Here is a 22330-nt window from a genome sequence, read left to right on the forward strand (position 1 = left end):
GCACCGCCCCGCCCCGCACCGCCAGGAGACGCACCCCGTGACCCGGATCGAACCCGGTACGAACCACTCCGACCGCACCACGAACGACCCGCACGCCGTCGAGTTGTACGGGCGCGAGTACAAACGCGACCCCTACCCCCTCTACGCCAAGCTCCGCGACGCCGGCCCGATCCATCGGGTGCGCTTCCCCAGCGGGGTGGGCGCCTGGCTGGTCACGGGATACGAGGCGGCGCACGCCACGCTCAACGATCCCCGGCTGGGCAAGAACCACGACCTGGGCAACGACCGTTGGCGGGCCCTCGCCTCGATCATGCCCGAGCCGCAACACACCGAACTACAGGTGCATTTGCTCCACCAGGACCCGCCCAAGCACACCACCATGCGCCGCCTCGTCACCGACGCCTTCGCACCGCGCCGGGTCGACGCGCTGCGCCCCCGGATCCAGGAGATCGCCGACGACCTCGTCGACGCGATGCCGGCCGGCGGGGGAGCGGACCTCGTGGCCTGCTTCGCGGCCCGCTTCCCGTTCCGGGTGCTCGCCGAAGTCATCGGCCTACCCTCTGAGTTCGCGGCCCGGTTTCGGCGCGAGTGGTGCAAGGTGGTGCAGCCCGTCGGTCCCAGGGACCCGCGCCGGGCCGGGTACGAGGCGCTGCTGCGCGAACTCCAGGGCTACATCGCCGACCTGGTCGCCGACCGCCGGGCCGATCCGGCCGACGACGGCCTGCTCGGCCGACTGGTCGCCGCGCACACCGCCGGCGAGCTGACCCGGGCCGAGCTGGACTCGATGATCTTCCAACTCCTGGTCGCCGGACAGGAACCCGTGACCAACCAGATCAGCACCGCGCTGATCACCCTCCTGCGGCATCCGGGACATCTGGACCGGCTTCGCGAGGAACCGGCGCTCCTGCCCGCGGCCGTGGAGGAACTGCTGCGCTACGACAGTGCCTTCGAGCTCACCACCTGGCGCTTCCTCGCCGCGGACGACGACCTGCACGGCACCGCCGTGCCCGCCGGCGACTCGGTGATCGTCTCGCTGTGCGCGGCCAACCGGGACCCGAAACGTTTCCCCGACGCGGACACCCTCGACTTCGACCGCAGCCCCAACCCGCACCTCGCCTTCGGCCACGGCATCCACTTCTGCCCGGCCGCCGCGCTGGCCCGGGTCGAACTCCGGGTCGCGCTCGGCACGCTGGTCGCCCGACTGCCGGGGTTGGCCCCGGCCGTCCCGCTCGACGACGTCGAGTGGATCCCCGCCGTGCTCGCGCGCGGCGTCGACGCGCTGCCGGTCACCTACACCGAGCGCGCCTGACCACACCCCGTTCCCCGAACCTCCCCGTTCCACAGGCACTTTCGCGCCGCCTCGACCGCCCTCGTGCCGGGGTGGCCCGCCGCCGCGCCCACCGACCCGCCGTTCAGCCCCGTGGAGAACCGACGCCATGCACGCCATCGACCGCCGCGACCGCCCGGGTCCCGCGCAGACCGCCGCGGTCAGCGCCGCGATCCTGGAACTGCTCCTGCCGCACCGCCGTGCGGCGGAACGCGACCTCGACCCGGGCCGCGAATCGGTCGCCGACTTCCCCGAACAACTCGACCGGCTGGGCGACTTCGTCGCCCGGGGCGAGCCCGTCGTGTTCGCGCTGCCGGGCTTCCCCTGCAAATCGCCCAACCCCGCCAAGGTCCTGGGACATCTGCCCGACGAGGGCGAACGGCTGAGCCTGGCCTTCCTGGACGGGTTGTGCGCGTCGGTCGCCGCCGTACACCCGCCCGGCGCCCGGATGGTGATCTGCTCCGACGGCCACGTCTTCGCCGATCTCGTCCGGGTGCCGGACGCGCACGTCGACGCCTACACCGACGAACTGCGCGCCGTCATCGCCGACAACGACCTGGACCGGCTGAGCGTGTTCGACCTGCGCGACGTGCTCGGCGAGGACCCGACCGGCCCGGTCGGCCCCCGCACGCACGAGGACAAACGTGCCTGGCTGCACGCGCGCCACGCCCCGACCCTGGCCGAGTTGCGCGCCCAGGTCCGTTCCGACGAGGACACGTTGCGGCTGTACCGGGGCATCACCCGGTTCCTGTTCGAGGACACCGCCGACTTCGCCGGCACCCGATCCGCGCTGCAACGCGACTGCCGCGCTCGTGCCTACGGCGTCATCCAGCGCAGCCGGGCGTGGAGCGACCTGATCGCCGAACACCACCCGCGCGCGGTACGCCTGTCCATCCATCCGCAGCGGCGCGGCGCCGACAAGTTCGGGATCCGTCTGCTGGACGCCCCCGACGTATGGGCCACCCCGTGGCATGCCACCGTGCTGCGCCGCCCCGACGGCCCCCCGCGCCTGCTGCACCGCGCCGAGGCCGCACGCCTGGGCACCCTGGTCCACCACCACGGCCGTCCCAGTCACTTCCACCAGGCGGCCCACTGAGCGGCGGGCCACCCGGCCGTCGCCGGCTCAGACCAGGTGTTCGCCGAGTACGGCGAGTTGGGTCACCCGGGCCTGCTCGTGCAGGGCACGGCCCTTGTCGGTGGCGATGACGAAGACGCCCCGGCGGTCGCTCTCGCACATCGCGCGCTGGACCAGGCCGCACTTCTCGAGGCGGTCCACGGCGCGCGAGGAGGCACTCTGGCTCAGGTGCAGATCGACGACGAGGTCGTGGATGCGGGACTTGCAGCCCTCCGCGTCGACCAGGCGATCGAGGACCTCGTAGTCGCTCATCGTGAGGCCGTGCCGGGCCTGAAGGGCGCGATCGAGTTCGTGCGCCACCCGGCTGTACTGCGACAACAGCTCGCGCCAGCTCTCGATCAGCGGGTCCTTCGTCTTCATTTCGTCACGGTAGCGCCGTGCGACGTAACATGCAAGCAAATTTATTGCACCCACATTTAATGCGTAGACATTCAATGCGTGCGCATGTACGTTCTTGCCCATGGCTTCAACAGTCGAGACCTACGCGGGACCGCCCTCCCGCGAGCACTCCGTCCCCTCGTCCTCCTCGTCGGCCGAAACACCGTCCGGTTCGCACTGGACTCCCAGACTCTGGGGCGTCCTGGCCGTGCTGTGCCTCGTGCTCTTCCTGGATGGCCTCGATGTCTCGATGGTCGGCGTCGCGCTGCCGTCGATCGGCCACGAACTCGGCCTGTCGGCGACCTCCCTGCAATGGATCGTCAACGGCTACATCCTCGGCTACGGCGGGCTGCTGATGCTCGGCGGTCGGACCGCCGACCTGCTCGGCCGCCGCCGGGTCTTCCTGATCGCACTCGCCGTGTTCGCCGGCGCCTCGCTGCTCGGCGGCATGGTCGACAGCGGCGGCCTGCTGATCGCCACCCGCTTCATCAAGGGTCTGGCCGCCGCGTTCACCGCGCCCACCGCCCTGTCCATCCTCACCACGACGTTCCCCGAGGGCCCCGCCCGCAACCGGGCGCTGTCCGTCTTCTCCGTCTTCGGCGCCAGCGGCTACTCCTCCGGCCTGATCCTCGGCGGCCTGCTCACCGAGTTCGGCTGGCGCTGGACCTTCCTGATCCCCGTGCCGCTCGCCATCCTGGCGCTGATCGGCGGCTGGTTCCTGATTCCGCGCGACCGTCCCGCCGACTCCGGCGGCCACGACGTGGTGGGCGCGATCACCCTCAGCGGCGGCATGCTGCTGGCCGTCTACACCGTCGTCTCCGCCCCCGACCGGGGCTGGGGCGCACCGCTGACCCTCGGCTCGATAGTCCTGGCCGCCGCCCTGCTCACCGCGTTCGTCCTGGTCGAGAAGCGCATCGCGCACCCGCTCGTCCGGTTCGGCATCCTGCGCGTCGGCACCGTGGTCCGGGCCAACCTGAGCATGGTCGCGCTGATGGGCTCCTACATGAGCTTCCAGTTCATGATGACCCTCTACCTTCAGGACGGACTGGGCTGGTCCGCGCTGCGGATGGCGCTCGCGCTGCTGCCCGCCGGCCTGGTCGTGGCCTTCGGCTCGCCGTTCACCGGCCGGCTGATCAACCGCTACGGCACCGCGCCGCTGCTGATCGCCTCGATGGCCTCGATGAGCCTCGGCTACGTGTGGTTCCTCGCCACCGCCGGCACCACGCCGAACTACGCGTTCGCGGTGCTGCCCACCATGCTGCTCCTGGGCGGCGGCTTCGCCTTCGGGTTCAGCGCGATCATGGCCCAGGCCACCGAGGGCATCGAGGACTCCGAACAGGGTCTCGCCTCCGGCCTGGTGCAGACCTCCGGCCAGGTCGGCGCGGCCCTCGTGCTCGCCGTGGTCACCGCGCTGACCACCGGTGCCAAGGCCGGCGACGCCGACTTCGGCTCCTACCGTCCCGGCGCCAACCTGGTGACCGCCGTGGCCGTGGTCGGACTCCTGCTCAACCTCGTCCCGCTGCTCGGCGCCAAGCGTCGCGGCACCGACGTGGACGACGCCATCGCGGACGCCCGGTAGCCCGGACGGCGCGCGGACGGCTCGACGTCCGCAACGGTGAGGCGGGTGCCGGCCCCGGATTCGCAGACACGAATCCGGGGCCGGCACCCGCCTTTTCCGGTCGTGCGGACGCTACTCGTCCGGTTCGATCCGCCCGGCCCAGGCGCGCCGCAGGTCCGCGAGCGCGACCTGCTCGGCGGGCGGGGCACCGACGGCGGACAGGGTACGTGCGTGCGCGTCGGCCAGGGCCAGATGCGCGGCGGTCGCGCGCCCGTTGGCGGCGGTGTCCTCCCGGGCCTGACGCAGCGCGGACGTGCCCAGGTCCAGCGCGACGGCGACGTCGTACTCCAGCGCGGCCTCCAGGATCGTCGCCCACCTCGCGAACACGGCGGGGAAGCCCGGCGGGATGCGCCCGGCGAAGTGCGCCGCCTGCGCCACGAGTTCCCGGCGTCCCCGGTCCACGGCCTCGTCCCGCGGCGTCTCGGCGAGCCGCTCCCGGGCGTTCGCCAACTCGAGGAGCATCAGGTCGAGCAACCGTTCGTGTTGCTCGCGCAGGAGGTACGCGGACCGCGGGTAGGCCGCCGTCCCGCGTTTCCGGCCCCGTCCGAACACCGCCACGCAACCACGTTGCCTCCTGTGACCGGTCGGCGACAAGCCGAATTCGAAGGGAGGTCCGAATCGGTCCGCGGACCCCGGTGGGATGATCCTAAATATGGTCGAACCGTGCCGTATCGAACCGGAATGATCGGATCCGAAACGGATGAACGGCACCGCGCGGTCCACCACTCGCCGGAATGTGCCGATGCCCACCGCCGGCGTTGACCGCGCCCCGGCGGGGTGTGAGCGTGTCGTTCGCCCGCGCGACGAACCCGCCTTCCACCCCGGGGAGTCCGGATGCATCGCACCACGCTGACCTTCGGCTCGTGCCTGACCCTGATGATCGCCCTGCTGCTCGGCACCGTGCAGATCTCGAACGCGGCCGGCCCCCGACCCGCGCCCGCCGGCGCCCTGCCGACCGGGACCGGACACGGCGCGTGGAACGGGCCCGACCCGCTCGCCATCGACACCACGCGCATCGGCTCCACGTACACGCTGCGCGACCCGATCCGGGCCAACCTGGCCTGTACGAGGTACAACGGCGGCGGCGCCTTCACCAAGCCGGTCGACGACTGGGGCAACGGCAATCCGACCAACCTGGAGACCGCCTGCGTCGACGCCCTGTGGGCGGCGCAGAAGCAGTTCGACATGTTCCGCACCTGGCTGGGCCGCAACGGGCAGAACGGCCAGGGCGGCGCGTGGCCGCTGCGCGTGGGCCTGAACGCCGTGGGCCTCGGCTGGAACCCGACCGCCGGCGCCATCGACATCGGGCACACCACGAGCGGTCGGTGGGTCACCGAAATGGACCTGGTGGGGCGCGAGTACGGACACGCCGTCGACCAGACCGCCCCAGGGTGGCCGTTCCGGGAACCGGGACTGACCGAGGGCTTCGCCGACATCATGGGCACGTTGACCGAGGCGTACGCCAACGAGCCGCTGCCGTACGACGAGCCGGACTACGTGATCGGCGAGAAGGTCGACCTGACGGGCAACGGACCGCTGCGCTACATGTACGACCCGTCGCTGGTCGGCGACCCGAACTGCTACAGCTCCGCCATCCCGAACACGGAGGAGCACGCGGCGGCCGGACCGCTCAACCACTGGTTCTACCTGCTCGCCGAGGGCAGCAACCCCGGTGGCGGCAAGCCGAAGAGTCCGACCTGCGACAACTCGACGGTCGTCGGGGTCGGTATCCGCACGGCGGGCAGAATCGTGTACCAGGCGCTGCTCGGGCGCACGTCCAACACGAAGTACGCGCAGGAGCGCCGGCTGACCCTGAACGCGGCCAGGCAGTTGGATCCCACGTGCGCCCTCTTCGGGGCGACGCGGGCCGCGTGGAACGCGGTTCGCGTGCCGCCCACGGCCGGCGAACCGGCGTGCCCCTGAGCGGGGTGCCCGCCGCCGGCGCTCGGGCCGGAGCGGGTCGGCCTCAGCCGGCCGGGTCCCAGACGGTGACCTCCATGCGCACCGGGGCCTCGCCGGCGGGCACCGAGGTCAGCTTGACGTACGCGGTGCGGCCCTCGTCGGTCACGGCGCAGAAGCGGGAGCCCAGGGCCAGTTCGCCGCCCAGGTAGGAGCCGCGCTTGCGGACCGCCTCGGCGCAGTCGGCCGCCGTCGGGTCGGGGCCGCCGGCGGGGAGCGGGGCCAGCGTGGGGCTGGATCCCTCGGTGACCAGGTCGGGCTTGCCGAAGAGGAAGCCGAAGACGAGGTCGGCGGCCTTGCCCGACGGGGTGACCAGTGGCGGGCTGGTGTCCAGGTCCACATAGCGGGACGAGGTCGTGGCGGTGACCGTGCCGGGGCCGAACAGTACCTTGGCCGGCCGGTCCGCCGGACCGGAGGTGCCGGCCGGCGACTGCTCCGTCTGCCCGCTCGGCGCTGCCGCCGACCCGGATGTCCCGTTGCCCGGCGGCGTGTTCCGCTGTTCCGGCGCCGGGGCGGTGTTCGCGGACGGCGCCTTCGAGTCCCCGTCGGAGCCGGATCCGCCGACGACGACGGTGACGACGATGCCGATCAACGGGATGGCGATGCCCACGACCCACCACGCCCACCTGGGCTGGGTCGGGTGCGCCGGCGGAGCGGGAGGGTAGGGCGGCGGGTTTCCCGGATTCTGGTGCAAGTCCCCTCCGTGGAACGCGTGGCCGTCGAGCGGGCGGCACTCTATCCGAGAGTCACCGCGGAGTCCAAGGATCTCCGCGTGCCCGGGATACCGGCGGCATCCGGGTGCCGCCGGTATCCCGGGGCGGACTTCGGTCGTCCGGGCGAACTACCGGTCGACCAGGGCGACATCGGCCTCCACGCAGGCCAACGCGTCGCGCAGCTCCGGCGATACGGTGTGGCAGCGCGAGCGCAGGCCGAGGAGGAAGGCGTGTCGGCACGCCGAGCCGATCGCCGCCGCACCCGCCGCGTCGAAGACCTCGGTGCCCGACAGATCGAACGCCAGCTCGACCACGTGGTCGGGCAGCGCGTTGATCTGCGACACGAGGTCCTTGCGCAGATGGTGGGCGACGGAGACGTCGAGCACCCTCGGCGCGGTCACCCGCGCGTAGCCCTGGTGCACGTGACAGACGCAATCCCGATCGTCGGTCATTCGGTTTTCCCCGATCACACGTCGACGGCCAACGCTCCCGCAGCGCGCCGGCCCTGTTCGTACGATCCCGCATGCCGGCGTTCCGCGTACGCACCGAAACGCAACCGAGACATGCGCGTCGCGACCGGATCGGTGGCGGCGCTCCCGATCGGGGGCGCCGGCGCCCTAGGGGATGTCCTGTTCGGCCCAGACGATCTTGCCGGTGGGGGTGCGGCAGGAACCCCAGCCCCGGCACAACATGTTGATCAGTTGCAGGCCGCGCCCGCCCTCGTCGCTGAGCGACGAGTGCTGGATCTGCGGCAGGTCCGGGCCGGTGTCGGAGACCTCCACCACCAGACGGTCGTGCCGGAGCAGCCGCAGCCGGCCCGGGGCGTGGCCGTAGCGCAGCGCGTTGCCGACGAGTTCGCTGACCACGAGTTCGGTGACGTCGGAGAGGTCGCCGAGTTGCCATTCGTCGAGTCGGCCGCGCACCAACCGGCGGGCCAGGCCCGCCGCCGAGCCGTCCGGGGGCAGGTCCCAGACGAACAGGTCGCCGCCCAGGAGCGGCGGTTGGGTCGCCGCGACCATCATCACGGCCTCGTCGAAGCGGGCCCCGGCGCCGGGCGTCGGATCGCCGAGCACGCCGGCGTCCAGCTCCTCGGGACCGAGCCGGGCGGCCCGGTTGCGCAGCCGGGCCAGCTGTACGTCGATGTCCTCGGTCCGCGACTTGACCAGCCCGTCGGTGTAGAGCACGAGTCGGCTGCCCGGCGGAACGGTCAGGCGCAGCGGGTCGTACGGGATGACGCCGGCGCCGATGGGCGCGCCGATCGGCACGTCCACGAACGACGCCTTGCCGTCGGCGTCGACCAGCAGCGGCGGCGGATGACCCGCGCTGACCAGGGTGTACGCGCCCTCGGCCGGGTCGTAGACGGCGCACAGACACGTGGCCACCTGGTCGTCCTCCAGGTCGCGGGCGGCGAGGTCGAGGCGGGCGAGCATACGTTCGGGGGTCAGGTCGAGCGCCATCAGGGTGCGGGCGACCGCGCGCAGTACGCCGGTGGTGGCCGCCGCCGCCATGCCGTGACTCATCACGTCGCCCACCACCAGGGCGGTTCGACCGCCCGGCAGCGGGGCCACGTCGTACCAGTCGCCGCCGACGCCGAGCGGGTCGGCGGTCGGGATGTAGCGGGAGTTCACTCCGAGGCCCGGGGTGCGGGGGGTGACGCGGGGGAGCAGGTTGCGCTGGAGCCGGGCCACGTGTTCGCGTTCGCGGTCGTACAGCCGGGCGTTGTCCATGTCGATGGCGGCCTTGGAGGCGAGTTGCATCGCCAGCGCGAGGTCCGCCTGGGAGAAGCCGGGGCGGTCGCCCGCGCGGATGAAGTCGGCCGATCCCAACTGCACGCCGCGCGCGATCAACGGCACCATCATGTAGCTGTGTACGCCCGCCTGGCGGAGTTTGGCCGCGGCGCTGGGGGTGGGCGCGATCTCGTCGAAGTCCTCCGGCCCGAAGCTGGCGATCAGTAACGGCCGACCGTCGGCCAGGGCCCGGGTGAAGCGCGAGTCCCGCTCGGGGGGAGAGGTGGAGAGTTCGCCGATCTCGTCCGGCTCCAGATCGGCGAGCCGGTCGATGTACGCCACCGACATCGCCCGTCGGGCCGGTCTGCCGAGGCCGCTGGGGCGTCGACCCTCGTCGCCCTGGAGTACGGACTCGAGCAGATCGACGGCGGCGGCATCGGCCAAACGGGGGACGGTGAAGTCGGCCAGTTCCTGGGCGGTGGTCTTCAGGTCGAGCGTGGTGCCGATCCGTAGGCCCGCCTCGTTGAGCCAACTGAGTTGATCGCGGGTGGCGCGGGTGCGGGAGGCGAGGCTCCGAGCCTTCGCCGCTCCGCGTCGCCGCACGTGCTTCCGGCCGTGACCGCCATCCACTCTCCCGCTCACCCGCACCTCTTTCCCTCGGCACCGGACCGTCGCACGCGACTCGGCCGCCCGTCGTGCCCCGATACCCACTCTTCGAGTGGGCCGGCGGGCCGACATGTGGGATGCGACTGTACCGGCGCGGGGTTGCGATTGCATCGAATCGATCGAGGTCGAGAGAACCGAGCGAGACGGCGCGATCTGCCGTTGTCCTACCCGCCCGAACCGCTCCCGATGCGAGGCGTGTGCGCGGCCGCCGGCGGGCGGGTGTATATCGGTTGAGGGGTGGGAGGGGGCCGGCTAGTTTGATCGGATGAGCGAACATTCGGCGGTCGAGGACTGGCGCGCGGTCAATCGGGCCAATTGGGACGAGCGGGTCCCGATCCACACGGCCAGTCGGTTCTACGACGTGGACGGGTTCGTCGCCGGCAAGGACCCGCTGCGGGACTTCGAGACGGCCGAGGTCGGGGACGTGGCCGGGAAGAGCCTGCTCCACCTGCAATGCCACTTCGGGCTCGACACCCTGTCGTGGGCGCGGCGCGGGGCGACCGTCACCGGGCTCGACTTCTCCGCGCCGGCGGTGGCCGCGGCGGGCGCGATCGCCGCGCGGATCGGCGCCGACACGGCCCGGTTCGTCACCTCCGACGTCTACGACGCGCCGACCGCGCTCGATGGACGCACCTTCGACATCGTCTACACCGGACTCGGCGCGCTGTGCTGGCTGCCGGACCTGGCCCGCTGGGCCCGTACCGCGGCGGCGCTCGTCGCACCGGGCGGCTTCCTCTACCTGGCCGAATTCCACCCGTTCGCCGACGTGCTGGCCGAGGACGGCCGTACGGTCGAGCTGGACTACTTCCGGCGCGACGGCACCGTCTGGGACGAGCCGGGCACCTACGCCGACATGAGCGCCGAGACCACCGCCAACGTCACGGTCGAGTGGCAACACGGCATCGGCGAGGTGGTCAGCGCCCTGACCGCGACGGGCCTGCGCCTGGAATTCCTCCACGAACACGACTACACCCTGTTCGCCCGCTTCCCCGTGCTCGAGGAACGGTCCGGCATCCACCGCTTCCCGGCGGACCACCCGAGGGTCCCCCTGATGTACTCCCTGCGCGCCGCCAAACCGGTCTAGGACGAACCGCCTTTTCGCGCAGGCGACTTCCGGCCGGGGACGGCCGCGCGGCGGTCGAGGCGGGGGGACGGGTCAGGGGGTGGAACCCGGGGAGATCAGGCCGGATTCGTAGGCCAGGACGACCGCCTGGACACGGTCGCGAAGGTCCAGTTTGTTGAGGATTCGGCCGATGTGGGTTTTGACCGTCGTGGGGCTCAGGGTCAGGCGCGTGGCGAGTTCGGCGTTGGTGAGGCCGGTCGCGAGCAGGCGCAGGACCTCGAGTTCGCGGGGGGTGAGGTCGGACAGGTCGCGGTGCAGGGCGGCGGGGGGTTCGTCGCGGTGGGCGAAACGTTCGATCAGGCGACGGGTGATGGTGGGGGCGAGCAGGGCGTCGCCGGAGCGCACCAGGCGCACCGCCGCGACCAGGTGTTCGGGAGTGACGTCCTTGAGCAGGAAGCCGCTCGCGCCGGCGGTGAGCGCGGCGTAGACGTAGTGGTCGAGGTCGTACGTGGTCAGGATGATCACCCGGGTGCCGTCGGAGCCGTCCGGGCGCTCGGCGAGGATGCGGCGGGTGGCCTCGATGCCGTCCATGCGCGGCATGCGGATGTCCATCAGCACGACGTCGGGACGGGTCCGCCGGACCGCGGCCACCGCGTCGGCGCCGTCGGCCACCTCGGCCGCGACCTCGATGCCGTCCGCGCTCAGGATCATCCCGAACCCGGTGCGCACCAGGGCCTGATCGTCGGCGATCACCGCGCGCAGCGGCGCCCCGCTCACGCCGTCCGCCACGGGATGTGCGCCCGGATCCGGTAGCCGCCGGTCAGCGTCGGCCCGGCGGTCAACTCGCCGGCGTAGACCGCGAGCCGTTCGCGCAGCCCGAGCAGGCCCCGCCCGCTGCCGCCGTCGACCGGTGTCGACCCGGCGGGCGCGACGCCCGTGTCGGTGACCTCGATCTCCAGCCGATCTCCGGTGTAGCCGATCGTCACGTGCGCGTCGGCGCCGGGCGCGTGCTTGATCGTGTTGGTCAGCGCCTCCTGGACCACGCGGTAGGCGGTCAGGTCGACCCCCGGCGGCAGCGGCTCCGGCGGCAGCGACACGGCCAGGCGTACGGGTGTCCCGGCCGCGCGGACCCGTGCGATCAGCGCGTCGAGCCGGTCCAGGCCCGGCTGCGGCTCGAGTTCGTCGGGGTGGTCGGTGTCGGGGGCGGCGAGCAGCCCCATCACGTGGCGCAGTTCGGCCATCGCGGCCCGCCCGCCCGCCTCGACCGCCAACAGCGCCGCCTTCGAGCGTTCCGGCGCCGCGTCCATCACCGTGCGGGCCGCCCCCGCCTGGATCACCATCACGCTCACATTGTGGGTCACGACGTCGTGCAACTCGGCGGCGATCCGGGATCGTTCCTCCTCGACGGCCCGGCGGGTGGCCTCGGCCTGGGCCCGTTCGAGGTCGGCGTATCGCTGCCGACCGGCCGCCAGTTGCCGCTGCCAGAACAGCACCAGCCCGGCCAGGCCGCCCGCGACCAGGAGCACCACCCCCGGGCTGGACCAACCCGGCAACATCGGCGCGGTGTCCCGGAAGGCGGCGCCGGCCAGCACGGCGGCCAGACCCAGGACGACCACCGCGCGGCCCCGGTAGCGGCTGTGCACCACCGCGCTGTAGGCGCCCAGGACACAGGTGGCCACGTTGATCCAGGACGCGTGGTCCTCGCCGATGCCCATCGTCGCGCCGAGCATCACGGCGAAGGCGGCGAGCGGATACCGGCGGCGGGCCGCCAGCGGCAGCGCGGACAACACGACCAACGGCCAGGCCCCCGGGCCGATCCGGTGGTCCTCCTCCGGCGGGAACCAGGGCCCCGGCAGCTCCGGTGGCTCCCGCGGCTCCGGCGGCATCGGCTGATCGCCCATCGGGCCGACCGGCCCCGGCCCGGCGTCGGGATAGCGCGCCGCGACCACCAGCGCGACGAAGGTCAGCACCACCGCGAGCAGCAGATCGGCGTATCGCGCCCGCCGCGACAGCGGCACCGGCTCGGCGTCCGGGCGCAGCACCACCCCGAGTTGCCCGCGCCATCGGCGCCAATCGTCCCTGAACACCGGCCCATTGTGCGACTCGCCCGCCGGCCGCCGCATCCCCCCGCACGATCGATGCCCCGGGCCGAGCGGCGTACGTCGCGGGGATGACCCCGCCCGCGACTCCTTCCCGGGAAGGGCCGGATGTCCTCGCGGCGGCCGACGCGCCGCGAGCACCCGCGCACCTAGCGTCGCCGAGGCCGGCAGACACCCCTTCCACGACGCCCTCCCACCAACGCCAAGGACGGACGACCCCCATGACCCCTGTGATCGAATTCGCGGGCGTGGCCAAGCGCTACGACACCGGCGGAGCACCCGCGCTCGGCCCGCTCGACCTCGGCGTGGCCGGCGGCGAGGCGCTGGCGGTGACCGGCCCCTCCGGCAGCGGCAAGTCCACGCTGCTCAACCTGATCGCCGGCCTCGACCGACCGAGCGAGGGCACGGTGACCGTGGCCGGGCAGCGCATCGACGGGCTGAGCGAGCACGCGCTGGCCCGCTTTCGCCGCGAGCACATCGGCATGGTCTTCCAGTTCTTCAACCTGCTCGACGACCTCACGGTGAGCGACAACATCCAGCTTCCGGCGCAGTTGACCGGAACCGGCCGACGCAAGGCGGCGGCGCGGGCCGGCGAGCTGATGGAGGTGCTCGGCATCGGGAAGCACGCCCGCGCCTACCCGGGTCGGCTGTCCGGCGGCGAGCGCCAGCGGGTCGCGGTGGCCCGGGCGCTGATCAACCGACCCGCACTGCTCCTGGCCGACGAGCCGACCGGGGCGCTGGACAGCGCCTCCGGCGCGGACGTCCGGGAGTTGCTCACCGAGTTGCACGGCGACGGGCAGACCATCGTGCTCGTCACCCACGATCCGGCACTTGCCCGGGCGTGCGCGAGCCGGTCGATCCACCTGGTCGACGGGCACCTGGCGCTCGACCCGCGCGCGGAGGCGGTCCGATGATCGGGCTCGGCGGCGCGCTCGGCCGGGTGGTCCGCTCCGGGGTGTCCAGGCGTCGGGTACAGACCGTGGTGATCGCGTTGGCCACGATGATGGCCGTGGCCTCGGCGGTGGTGGCCGGATCGCTCGTGGTCGCCGCGAACGCGCCCTTCGACCACGCCTTCGCCCATCAGCACGGGGCGCACCTGAGCGCCCAGTTCGATGCCGGCAAGGTGGGCGCGGCGGACCTGACGGCCACCGGGCACCTGGCCGGCGTCACCGCGAGCGCGGGACCGTACCCGACCGCGACGATCCACCCCACCGACGGTCGGGGCGGGCACTTCCCGGCGCTCACCGTGGTCGGTCGCGCCGGCCCGCACGCGGCGGTGGACGACCTCGATCTCACCTCGGGTCGCTGGGCGGAGAAACCGGGCGAGATCGTGCTGTCCACCGAGTTCGCCGGCCCCGAGATGACCCCCGGCTTCACGCTGGCCGGCTCCGACGCTCCCGGCGCGCCGATCCTGACCGTGGTCGGCCGCGCCCGATCGGTGAGCCGCACCGCCGGTGCCTGGGTCACTCCGGACCAGGTCGGCGCGCTCGCGTCCGCGAACGAGCCGGCGGGGCTGCAGATGCTCTACCGCTTCGCCGCCGCCGGGACGGACGCCAAGGTCGCCGACCGCCGGGCCGAGCTCGTGTCGGCCGTACCGGCGGGGGCGTTCCTGGGCGCCCGGTCCCACCTGGACACCAAGCGCGCCGCCGACGGCAACGCCGCGCCGACCATCCCGTTCCTGACCGCCTTCGGCGTGCTCGGCATCGCCATGTCGGTGATCATCGTCGGCAGCGTGGTCAGCGGCGCGGTCGGCACCGGGCTGCGCCGGATCGGCATCCTCAAGGCGATCGGCTTCACCCCGCGCGAGGTGGTGCGGGCCTATGTGGCCCAGGCGTTGGTGCCGGCCGCCGTCGGCATCGGGCTCGGTGTCGTGCTCGGGAACCTGATGGCGCTGCCGCTCCTGGCGGACACCGAACAGGTCTACGGCGACACCTCGTTGTCCGTGGCCTGGTGGGTGGACGTACTGGTCGCGGTCGGCGCGCTCGTGGTGGTCGGGGTCGCCGCGCTGGTGCCGGCGCTGCGGGCGGGTCGACTGCGTACGGTCGAGGCGATCGCGGTCGGCCGGGCGCCGCGTACGGGGCGGGGGCGGTGGGCGTACCGGGTGACCGGGCGGCTGCCGCTGCCCCGGGCGGTGACCTACGGTCTCGCGAGCCCGTTCGCGCACCCCGTGCGGACCCTCGCGATGGTGCTCGCGGTGGTGTTCGGCACCGTCGCGGCGACGTTCGCGGTGGGCCTGACCGCGTCGCTGAACGCGGTCGGGGACGCGAAGGACCCGGAGAGCCGGGCGGCGGTCACGGTGCTCGCCGGCGCCGCGGGCGGACCCGGCGGGGCGCCGGCGGGCGGCCCGGGCCCGGCGGGCGCGAACGCCCCGGTCCCCGCCGGCGGCGCGGGGCCGGGTGCCGGCAACGTGCCCGCCGGGGGCGGTTCGTCCACCCCGGCCGACTCGGGCCGGATCCGGGACGCCGTGGCCGCCGCGCCCGGCACCGCCACGAGCTACGGCCTGGGATACGCCGACGTCACCGTGACCGGCATCCCGGGCTCGGTCCGGGCCGCGCTGTACCAGGGCGATTCGCGGCCCGGCGGCTATCCGATGATCGCCGGGCACTGGCTCGACGGTCCGGGGCAGGTCGTGGTGCCCACCCGGTTCCTGGCCCGCACCGGCACCCGGATCGGCGACACCGTCCGGGTCACCCACCAGGGCGACGTCCAGAGCCTGCGGATCGTCGGCGAGGCCTTCGACACCTCGGACGACGGCACCCGGATCCACGCCGACATGGCCTCCTTCGCCTCGGCCCGCCCCGACGTGTACCTGGTCGGTCTGAAGCCCGGTGTGGACCGCGACCGCTATGCCGCCGATCTTGCCCGGGTGGTGGGGCCGTTGGGCGGCGAGGTGCTCGGCGACACGTCCTCGGGCCGCGACGACCTGATCCTGGTCCTGGACGCGATGGCCGCGCTGCTCACCCTGATGCTGGTCGCCGTGGCGGGCCTGGGTGTGCTCAACTCGGTCGTGCTCGACACCCGCGAGCGGGTGCACGACCTGGGCGTCTGCAAGGCGCTCGGGATGACCCCGCGACAGACGGTGGGCCTCGTGCTCGCCTCGGTGGTCGGGATCGGTGTGGCCGGCGGGCTGATCGGTGTCCCGGTCGGCTACGCGCTGCACGGCTACGTGGTGCCGAGGATGGGCCACGCCGCCGGTACGAACCTGCCGCCGAGCGTGCTCGAGGTGTACGACCTGCCCGAGTTGGCCCTCCTGGGCCTGGCGGGCGTCGCCATCGCGGCCCTCGGCGCCCTCCTCCCGGCGACCTGGGCGGCCCGAACCCGCACGGCCACGGCGCTGCGCACCGAGTAGGGCGGCGAACCGCGCCGGCACCGGGTACCGCCCCGCCCGATCCGCCCGCCCGATCCGCCCTGCCCCGATGTCGAGTTCGGGGCCGGGTGGGCCGGTCTCGCGGGGCGGGTGGGTCGGTAGGCTGCGTGTGGGGGGTTTGCGATCTTGGGGGCGGGTTATGACGGGGCGGGACGAGCCGGACTGGGACGCGTTTCTCGCGCGCGAGGTGGCGCGGGCCGACGACGCGGCCGGCCGGCCGGGCGGGGACCTTCCCGGCGCGGGAGCGGGCACGGGTGCGGGCGGCGGCGGTGACCGCGGCGGGACCGGCGCGGGCCGCGGTGGCGCGCGATCCGGCGCGCGGTCGCCGGGGCGGGTGTCCCCGGGGTGGCTCGCCGCGTCGGTGGTGGGCTCGGTGATCCTGTCGGTGGGCGTGTACGGCCTGATCCGCCCGGCCGACAGCGGGCCGAACACGGCGGACGTGTCGGTGATTTCCACCGCGCGCCCGACCCTGGTGATCCGACCGGTCACCCCGACCGCGGGCATACCCGCGAGCCCGCCGGCGGCGAGCACGCCGCTCCAGGTGGGCCGGGCCGAGGCCGCGCCGCCGGTGCCCGAGACGAAGGCGTTCCCCGAGGCGCGGGTACGGCTGCCGTCGGGGGCCGCGTTCGAGCGGGTCGACGTGCATGTGCCCCGGACCTGCGCCGAGATGTTCGCGCCCGACCTGACCGCCGCGGTCGCCCGGGGCGCCGGCTGTACGCGCCTGGCCGCCGCGCTGTACACCGACGCCGACCGGCGGATGCGGATCAGTGTCGCGGTGGTCACCATGAACCGCGCCGAGGACGCCGCCACCCTGTTCGCCCTGACGGGTACGGATCCGATCCGCTACCAGGTCGTCGCGCTCGACCCGCCGGCCGGCTCGACCCTGAAGCCGATACCGCCGGGCGGCACGGGCGACTTCGGTCGCCTCATGGCGGTACGTTCCCTGGTTGTGTCGTCGGCCGAGTGGAGCGACGGCCGCACCGACGGAGCCAAGGAACTCAAGGACGCGGCGGCCGAGTTGCTGAAGTACGTGCAGACCCGCGTGGCCGACCACGAGGAGCACGTGGGCTGATCGCGGGGGCGATCGGGATCGAATCCGGTCGGTCTTCGCACACCTCCACGACCACGACGGGATGCCCCGGCCGCCCCCCCGGGTGCCGGTCGTCCCGTCCGCCTGGAAGCATGCCGTGCGTGAACCCGCAGAGCCCACCGCCCCCGCCCGACCACCTCCCGGACTCCTTCTGGGAGCGGGTCGAGGACGTGTGCCGGGACCCCGGAGGCGTCGACGCCGCCCTGCGCGCCCTGGACCCGGCCGACCTCGTCCGTTTCCACCGCGAATTCCTGGACGCCGTGGTCGAGTTGCTGGACGACCCGTTCACCCCGTACCTGCCGGACTCGGAGGACGGTGCCGAGGACGTCGCGCACTGGGTGGTCAGCCGGGGCCGGGCGTACTACCGCTCCCTGTGGGCGAGTCCCGAGACCTTCCCGGCCTGGCGACCCGGACTGCCCGGGGTGCACGTCGGGCGGATCGCGAGCATTCACCACGATCTCACCGGCGAGTCGCTCGACTGGGACTGGCAGGACTGAGTCCCCCGCCCGCCCTACCCGCCTCTGGCGCCCCGGCTCGCACCCCGTCCGGGGCGGGTTTACGAACATAAGCACCACGCGGCGCAACGTGTTGTGATCATGACATCGGACCCTCGTGTTTCCGTGTGTCGGCCATTCCTGAAAGGCCCCGACCGGCACAAGATGGTGCCCGTCGTCTCCGAGCCCATCGGAACGGTTGACAGCCCGCGAGGAGAGGACGCGCCGATGAGCGACGCCCCGAACAGCACGGACACCGCAGACATCACGTACGGCAGCTATCTGCGGCTGGACACCCTGCTGTCCTGCCAGCAGCCGGCCACCGACGCGCACGACGAGATGTTGTTCGTCGTCATCCACCAGGTCTACGAGCTGTGGTTCAAGCAGATCCTGCACGAGGTCGCGCTGCTCCAGAGACACCTGGAGACCGGGAACAGCGCCGGCGCGCTGCATACGGCGCGTCGGGTGGCCAAGATCCTGAAGACCGTGGTCGGCCAGCTCGACATCCTGGAGACCATGACGCCCCGCCAGTTCGCCTCGTTCCGGGACGCGCTCGGCACCTCCAGCGGGTTCCAGTCGGCCCAGTTCCGCGAGCTCGAAGCGGTGCTCGGGCGCCGCGAGTTCGGCGGTTACGACCTGGACCTGGACGACCGGCTCAAGGCCGCCGCGCACCGCCCGTCCGTGTTCGACTCGCTGCTGCGCCACCTCGCCGCCCTCGGCTACCCGGTGCCCGCGCGGGTCCTGGACCGTGATCCGAGCGTCGCGTGGCGGGCCGACCCGGAGGTGCAGGCGGGCCTGGAGGTGGTCTACCGCGACGAGACCGGACACGCCGCGCAGGTCTGCGAGGCCCTGGTCGACATCGACGAGGGCCTCCAGGAATGGCGCTACCGGCACATGAAGATGGTCGAGCGCACCATCGGCGCCAAGCTCGGCACGGGCGGCTCGTCCGGCGCGGCCTATCTGCGCTCCACCCTGTTCGACCCGGTCTTCCCGGACCTGTGGGAGGTCAGGTCCAAGGCCTGAGCCGGACCGCGGTCAGGCCCCGGCCAGGACCGCGTCCAGCCGGGCCGCGCGCGCCGCGATCTCGTCGACGGCGATCGGCTCGGCCAGGTCCGGCGCGATGTCCGCGACCGCGCGGTGTGCGGCGGCGGTGAGCCGGACCGTGCCGTCGGCGTCGATCCGGTCGATGCCGTCGCCGGCGGCGAGGCGTTCGTTGAAGGCGATCGCGTCGGCCTCGGTCAGCCCCGGTGGCAGGTCCAGGGACACGACGCCGTCGACGATCCGGACCGGGTATCCGCCGGGCAGGCCCGCCGGCGCGGCGGTGGAGTGGCGCAGCGCGCCGGCGCCCGGCAACAGCGCCTCCAGGACCGGGAGTACGGCCGCGCCGGTGACCACGTTGTGCCGCGGTCCGGGCGCGAGCGGCTGCGCCTGGTAGGCCAGTGCGTCGTCGCGCCGGCCCTCTTCGCCGAGATACACCCGGCAGCCCGGGGCCGGGTCGGCGGGCCGCCGCGCCGTCATGACGCCGATCACCTGCGCGTGGTGGGCGAGTACGCGGATCAGCGGCAGCGGCCGATCGGGGTGCGCGGCGCGCAGCGCGGCCCGCACCCGCAGGTGGACCATCGCGGCGTTGCCCAGGCCGACGGTGGGGGCCAGTCCGAGGCGGGCCAGTACCGGGCCGGTCACGTCCGGGAAGGACAGGTTCGCCACCGGCCCGGTGTACCCGGCGGCGCGGGTGGCCCGCATGACGGACAGGATCAGCGGCAGCTGGTACGGCAGCCGCAGGCCGAGACCGGCGGCGACGATCGCCTCGGCGGCGGGATCGGTACGGCCGGCGAGCGCCCAGGGGCCGCGCAGCGAGGCGCAGTGCACGATCAGGTCGGGGCGGAGCCTGTCGATCAGCCCGGCCACCTCCTCCGTCCGGGACGCGTCGAGCCGGACCGCCTCGACGAGGCAGTCGCGGGAACTGGACACCGTCGCCGCCGCCGCGTCGCCCTCGGTCGAGCGGCCGGCCAGTATCAGGCGCCGCCCGGGACCGCCGGCGGCCAAGCCGTCGGCGACCCGCTCGCCCATGTCCCCCACGCCGATGATCAAAATCGTGGTCATCGGCCGATCGTAGGGGCCCGATCGGCCTGCCGTAAGGCCAATGCAGGCCACGTCCGGGTGCGACGCCGGCGGTGTCGCACCGCGCCCGAAACGGCGTCGGGACCGGACCGGGACGTGTGCGGGACCCCCGCCCCAAGCGTTCGGGACGCCTCCGCGCCGATCGTGGGAGGCACATGTCGCCGGTATCGCCGGCGAACGACGCGCCCCGCCGACTGGGAGAGACACGATGACCACCGACGAGCAGGTATGGGCATGCCCGTTCCGGCACGACGAGGCCCTGGAGCCCGACCCGGCGATGACCCGGATGCGTACCGAGGCACCGGTCGCCCGCGTCCGCATGCCCTACGGAGAGGGGCGCTGTTGGCTGGTCACCCGGCACGCGGACGTACGGCTCGTCACCTCGGACCGTCGGTTCAGCCGGGCGGCGCTGGTGGGTGCCGACTACCCCCGGATCACCCCGGCGCCGATCGCCCAGCCCGAGGCGATCAACCTGATGGACCCGCCCACGCTCAATCGGGTGCGCCGACTGGTGATCAAGGCGTTCAGCAACGCGCAGGTGGAGAAGCTGCGACCGTGGGCGCAGCGTGTGGTGGACGAACTGCTCGCCGCGATCCGCGCGCACGGCGCACCGGCCGACGTGATGGAACTGCTCGCCGGGCAACTGCCGTTGCGCACGATCAGCGAACTGCTCGGCATTCCGGAGGCGGACCGGCCGCGGATCCGCCGGCAGGCCATGGCGATGATGTCGATGAGCGACGCCGACCGGACCTCGGCCGCCGAGGCGAAGGCGGGCCTGCGTGCCTACTTCACCGCGTTGTGCGCCGCGCGGCGCCGCGACCCGGGCGACGACCTGATCAGCGCACTGGCCACCGCGCGGATCGACGACGAGATGTTGGACGAGGTCGAACTGACGGTCCTGGTCATGTTGTTGATGATCTCCGGACACGACACGCTCACCTACGACATCGGCAACATCGTCTACACGCTGCTGACCCATACCGCACGCCTGGCCGAACTGCGCGCCGATCCCGCCCGGTTGCCCAAGGCCCTGGAGGAGTTGCTGCGCTTCATCCCCTTCCGCCAGGGCGTCGGCATCCCGCGCGTGGCCCTGGAGGACGTCGACTTCGACGGCGTCACGGTGCGGGCCGGCGATACGGTGCACGTGTCGTATCTGACCGCGAACCGTGACGACGCGGCGTACGAGCGGCCCGACGAGCTCGACTTCGACCGGGAGAAGCCGCTCTCGCACATGGCCTTCGGGCACGGCACCCACCACTGCCTGGGCGCGCATCTGGCCCGGATGGAACTGGAGGTCTGCGTCGGCTCGTTGCTGGCCGAGTTCCCCGATCTGCGGCTGGCCGTACCGGCCGATCGGGTGCGCTGGAACACGGTGTCCATCTGGCGCTTCCCGCTCACCCTCCCGGTCGCCTGGTGACCGGGCGCCCGGGGCGACCTCGACGCGGTCGCCCCGGGCACGATCCGTTGCACAACCGGCCATGCGGTGGCGGATCACTCGATCGGCCCAATGGGGATCACCCGTCGGAGCGGTCGACCAGGCGACGGCCTCGGTGTCCGCGAGTCTCGATAGCCTGTCGCAATGGGCAAGAGTTTGATGTATCTGGAGATGACCGCGCCCGACGAACTGCGGCCGTCACGGCCCGTCGAGGCACTGGGACTGCGGCGGGTCGAGCCCTCGCCCGAGGTGTACGCGCTCCAGGCGCGGATCGGCGCCCCCTACGGCTGGCGCAGCACGGAGCGAACCGATCGCGACTGGGCGGAACTTCGCGCCGCCCACCCGCTGCGCGAGTCCTGGGTGATCACCCATCGGGGGGAGAGCGCCGGCATCGGCAACCTCGAACCGCAGCCAGGCGGCGTGGTGGAGGTGGTCACCTTCGGCCTGCTCCCCGAATACGTCGGCAAGGGCCTGGGCGGCTGGGCCCTGACCCTGGTGCTCCGTCAGGCGTGGGCCACCCCGCCGCTCCCGGACGCCGCGTCGGTGCGCCGGATCTGGCTGCACACCTCGTCCGAGGACCACGCCAACGCCCTGAAGAACTATCGCGGTCGGGGCCTGCGCCTGTACGGCGTGGAAGCTCACGCGTAGCCGCCGCCCGCCGGCCGGAGGGGCCCTACCCGGTGAGCGACCGGGTGCCGAGCACGCCGAGGAGGGCGAGGCGTTCGGCGTCCGGGGTGTCGGGTTCGGCGGTGTGGACGATGACGCGCAGATCGCTGCCGGCCGCGTGCAGCACGTCGCAGTCCAGGGTCAGCGTGCCCACGTGCGGGTGGTCGACGACCTTGCAGGTCACCCCCTCCTGCGGCACCACACCCGGCGATTCCCACAACGCGGTGAACCGCCTCGCTGACCCGGGTCACCGAGGCGGGCACGCCGACGCACGCCTATCCGGGCGTGGCGTATCCGGCCTCGAAGGCCGCGGAGGTCATCGTGCGGATGGCCTGCCCGGGTCCCGACGGCCCGACCGGCGGCTTCTTCGACGTCGACGGCACGCTCCCGTGGTGACCGGGCTCGCGCGCGGCGCACGCTCCGCCGGGCGTTCGACCCGGTGGGGCGACAACGTGTAGTCGCTCGGGTGCGG

General features: G+C 73.0%; 21 protein-coding genes and 1 pseudogene. 13 read left to right on the forward strand and 9 right to left on the reverse strand.

The window, feature by feature from the left end; translation table 11 throughout:
* Window positions 1-37 precede the first annotated feature (37 nt).
* Complete coding sequence (locus tag EMA17_RS00420) at window positions 38-1309, forward strand: cytochrome P450 family protein (RefSeq protein ID WP_371862939.1); 1272 nt, start codon at window positions 38-40, stop codon at window positions 1307-1309.
* A gap of 127 nt (window positions 1310-1436) precedes the next feature.
* Window positions 1437-2423: an L-tyrosine/L-tryptophan isonitrile synthase family protein gene (locus EMA17_RS00425; protein WP_126634814.1), complete on the forward strand. Its 987-nt coding sequence runs from the start codon at window positions 1437-1439 to the stop codon at window positions 2421-2423.
* A 27-nt stretch (window positions 2424-2450) separates the two neighbouring features.
* Here EMA17_RS00425 and EMA17_RS00430 read toward each other — a convergent pair whose 3' ends face one another.
* A complete protein-coding gene (locus tag EMA17_RS00430; protein WP_126634815.1) occupies window positions 2451-2822 on the reverse strand; it encodes a MarR family winged helix-turn-helix transcriptional regulator in 372 nt (123 codons plus the stop codon).
* A gap of 100 nt (window positions 2823-2922) precedes the next feature.
* Between EMA17_RS00430 and EMA17_RS00435 the strand changes: the two genes are divergently transcribed.
* Entirely contained in the window at window positions 2923-4419 is a 1497-nt protein-coding gene (locus EMA17_RS00435) for an MFS transporter (protein WP_126634816.1), read from the forward strand.
* A gap of 111 nt (window positions 4420-4530) precedes the next feature.
* On the opposite strand, the gene EMA17_RS00440 is transcribed toward EMA17_RS00435, so the two are convergent.
* Window positions 4531-5016: a hypothetical protein gene (locus EMA17_RS00440; protein WP_126634817.1), complete on the reverse strand. Its 486-nt coding sequence runs from the start codon at window positions 5014-5016 to the stop codon at window positions 4531-4533.
* Between the two features lie 276 nt (window positions 5017-5292).
* On the opposite strand from EMA17_RS00440, the gene EMA17_RS00445 reads away from it, so the two are divergent.
* Window positions 5293-6381 carry a M4 family metallopeptidase gene (locus EMA17_RS00445; protein ID WP_126634818.1) on the forward strand — a complete coding sequence of 363 codons (1089 nt, stop codon included), beginning with the start codon at window positions 5293-5295 and terminating at the stop codon, window positions 6379-6381.
* Window positions 6382-6424: 43 nt separating this feature from the next.
* Here EMA17_RS00445 and EMA17_RS00450 read toward each other — a convergent pair whose 3' ends face one another.
* From EMA17_RS00450 to EMA17_RS00460, 3 genes are all read right to left on the reverse strand, one after another.
* Entirely contained in the window at window positions 6425-7027 is a 603-nt protein-coding gene (locus tag EMA17_RS00450; RefSeq protein ID WP_126634819.1) for a hypothetical protein, read from the reverse strand.
* A 231-nt stretch (window positions 7028-7258) separates the two neighbouring features.
* A complete protein-coding gene (locus EMA17_RS00455) occupies window positions 7259-7582 on the reverse strand; it encodes a hypothetical protein (RefSeq protein ID WP_126634820.1) in 324 nt (107 codons plus the stop codon).
* Between the two features lie 165 nt (window positions 7583-7747).
* Window positions 7748-9460 (reverse strand): ATP-binding SpoIIE family protein phosphatase, encoded by a 1713-nt coding sequence (locus EMA17_RS00460; RefSeq protein ID WP_126635504.1) that lies wholly within the window; start codon window positions 9458-9460, stop codon window positions 7748-7750.
* Window positions 9461-9788: 328 nt separating this feature from the next.
* On the opposite strand from EMA17_RS00460, the gene EMA17_RS00465 reads away from it, so the two are divergent.
* Complete coding sequence (locus EMA17_RS00465) at window positions 9789-10607, forward strand: class I SAM-dependent methyltransferase (RefSeq protein ID WP_126634821.1); 819 nt, start codon at window positions 9789-9791, stop codon at window positions 10605-10607.
* Between the two features lie 72 nt (window positions 10608-10679).
* Here the strand turns inward: EMA17_RS00465 and EMA17_RS00470 are convergent, their stop codons facing one another.
* Window positions 10680-11375 carry a response regulator gene (locus tag EMA17_RS00470; protein ID WP_126634822.1) on the reverse strand — a complete coding sequence of 232 codons (696 nt, stop codon included), beginning with the start codon at window positions 11373-11375 and terminating at the stop codon, window positions 10680-10682.
* Complete coding sequence (locus EMA17_RS00475) at window positions 11360-12673, reverse strand: sensor histidine kinase (RefSeq protein WP_246126368.1); 1314 nt, start codon at window positions 12671-12673, stop codon at window positions 11360-11362. The genes EMA17_RS00470 and EMA17_RS00475 overlap by 16 nt, the downstream gene beginning before the upstream one ends.
* A 233-nt stretch (window positions 12674-12906) precedes the next feature.
* On the opposite strand from EMA17_RS00475, the gene EMA17_RS00480 reads away from it, so the two are divergent.
* The 5 genes from EMA17_RS00480 (at window position 12907) to EMA17_RS00500 (ending at window position 18659) form a co-directional block, all read left to right on the forward strand.
* Complete coding sequence (locus EMA17_RS00480; protein ID WP_126634824.1) at window positions 12907-13599, forward strand: ABC transporter ATP-binding protein; 693 nt, start codon at window positions 12907-12909, stop codon at window positions 13597-13599.
* Window positions 13596-16034 (forward strand): ABC transporter permease, encoded by a 2439-nt coding sequence (locus EMA17_RS00485; RefSeq protein ID WP_126634825.1) that lies wholly within the window; start codon window positions 13596-13598, stop codon window positions 16032-16034. Before EMA17_RS00480 ends, EMA17_RS00485 begins: the two co-directional genes overlap by 4 nt.
* A 157-nt stretch (window positions 16035-16191) precedes the next feature.
* Window positions 16192-17124 (forward strand): hypothetical protein, encoded by a 933-nt coding sequence (locus EMA17_RS00490; RefSeq protein WP_126634826.1) that lies wholly within the window; start codon window positions 16192-16194, stop codon window positions 17122-17124.
* A gap of 119 nt (window positions 17125-17243) precedes the next feature.
* Window positions 17244-17639, forward strand: coding sequence for a DUF4240 domain-containing protein (locus EMA17_RS00495; RefSeq protein WP_126634827.1), 396 nt, complete (start codon window positions 17244-17246; stop codon window positions 17637-17639).
* Between the two features lie 225 nt (window positions 17640-17864).
* Window positions 17865-18659: a tryptophan 2,3-dioxygenase gene (locus tag EMA17_RS00500; RefSeq protein WP_126634828.1), complete on the forward strand. Its 795-nt coding sequence runs from the start codon at window positions 17865-17867 to the stop codon at window positions 18657-18659.
* Window positions 18660-18671: 12 nt separating this feature from the next.
* On the opposite strand, the gene EMA17_RS00505 is transcribed toward EMA17_RS00500, so the two are convergent.
* Entirely contained in the window at window positions 18672-19739 is a 1068-nt protein-coding gene (locus tag EMA17_RS00505) for a KR domain-containing protein (RefSeq protein WP_126634829.1), read from the reverse strand.
* A 226-nt stretch (window positions 19740-19965) separates the two neighbouring features.
* Between EMA17_RS00505 and EMA17_RS00510 the strand changes: the two genes are divergently transcribed.
* Together EMA17_RS00510 and EMA17_RS00515 are read left to right on the forward strand one after the other, a co-directional pair.
* A complete protein-coding gene (locus tag EMA17_RS00510) occupies window positions 19966-21174 on the forward strand; it encodes a cytochrome P450 (RefSeq protein ID WP_126634830.1) in 1209 nt (402 codons plus the stop codon).
* A gap of 162 nt (window positions 21175-21336) precedes the next feature.
* Window positions 21337-21840: a GNAT family N-acetyltransferase gene (locus EMA17_RS00515; RefSeq protein WP_126634831.1), complete on the forward strand. Its 504-nt coding sequence runs from the start codon at window positions 21337-21339 to the stop codon at window positions 21838-21840.
* A 25-nt stretch (window positions 21841-21865) separates the two neighbouring features.
* On the opposite strand, the gene EMA17_RS00520 is transcribed toward EMA17_RS00515, so the two are convergent.
* Entirely contained in the window at window positions 21866-22060 is a 195-nt protein-coding gene (locus EMA17_RS00520) for an MmyB family transcriptional regulator (protein WP_246126369.1), read from the reverse strand.
* Window positions 22061-22089: 29 nt separating this feature from the next.
* On the opposite strand from EMA17_RS00520, the pseudogene EMA17_RS00525 reads away from it, so the two are divergent.
* Window positions 22090-22254, forward strand: a pseudogene (locus tag EMA17_RS00525) (short-chain dehydrogenase); the annotation flags it as partial.
* Between the last annotated feature and the right edge of the window lie 76 nt (window positions 22255-22330).

Origin of the sequence: Embleya hyalina (genome assembly GCF_003967355.1) — a bacterium.
GTDB classification, from domain to species: domain Bacteria; phylum Actinomycetota; class Actinomycetes; order Streptomycetales; family Streptomycetaceae; genus Embleya; species Embleya hyalina.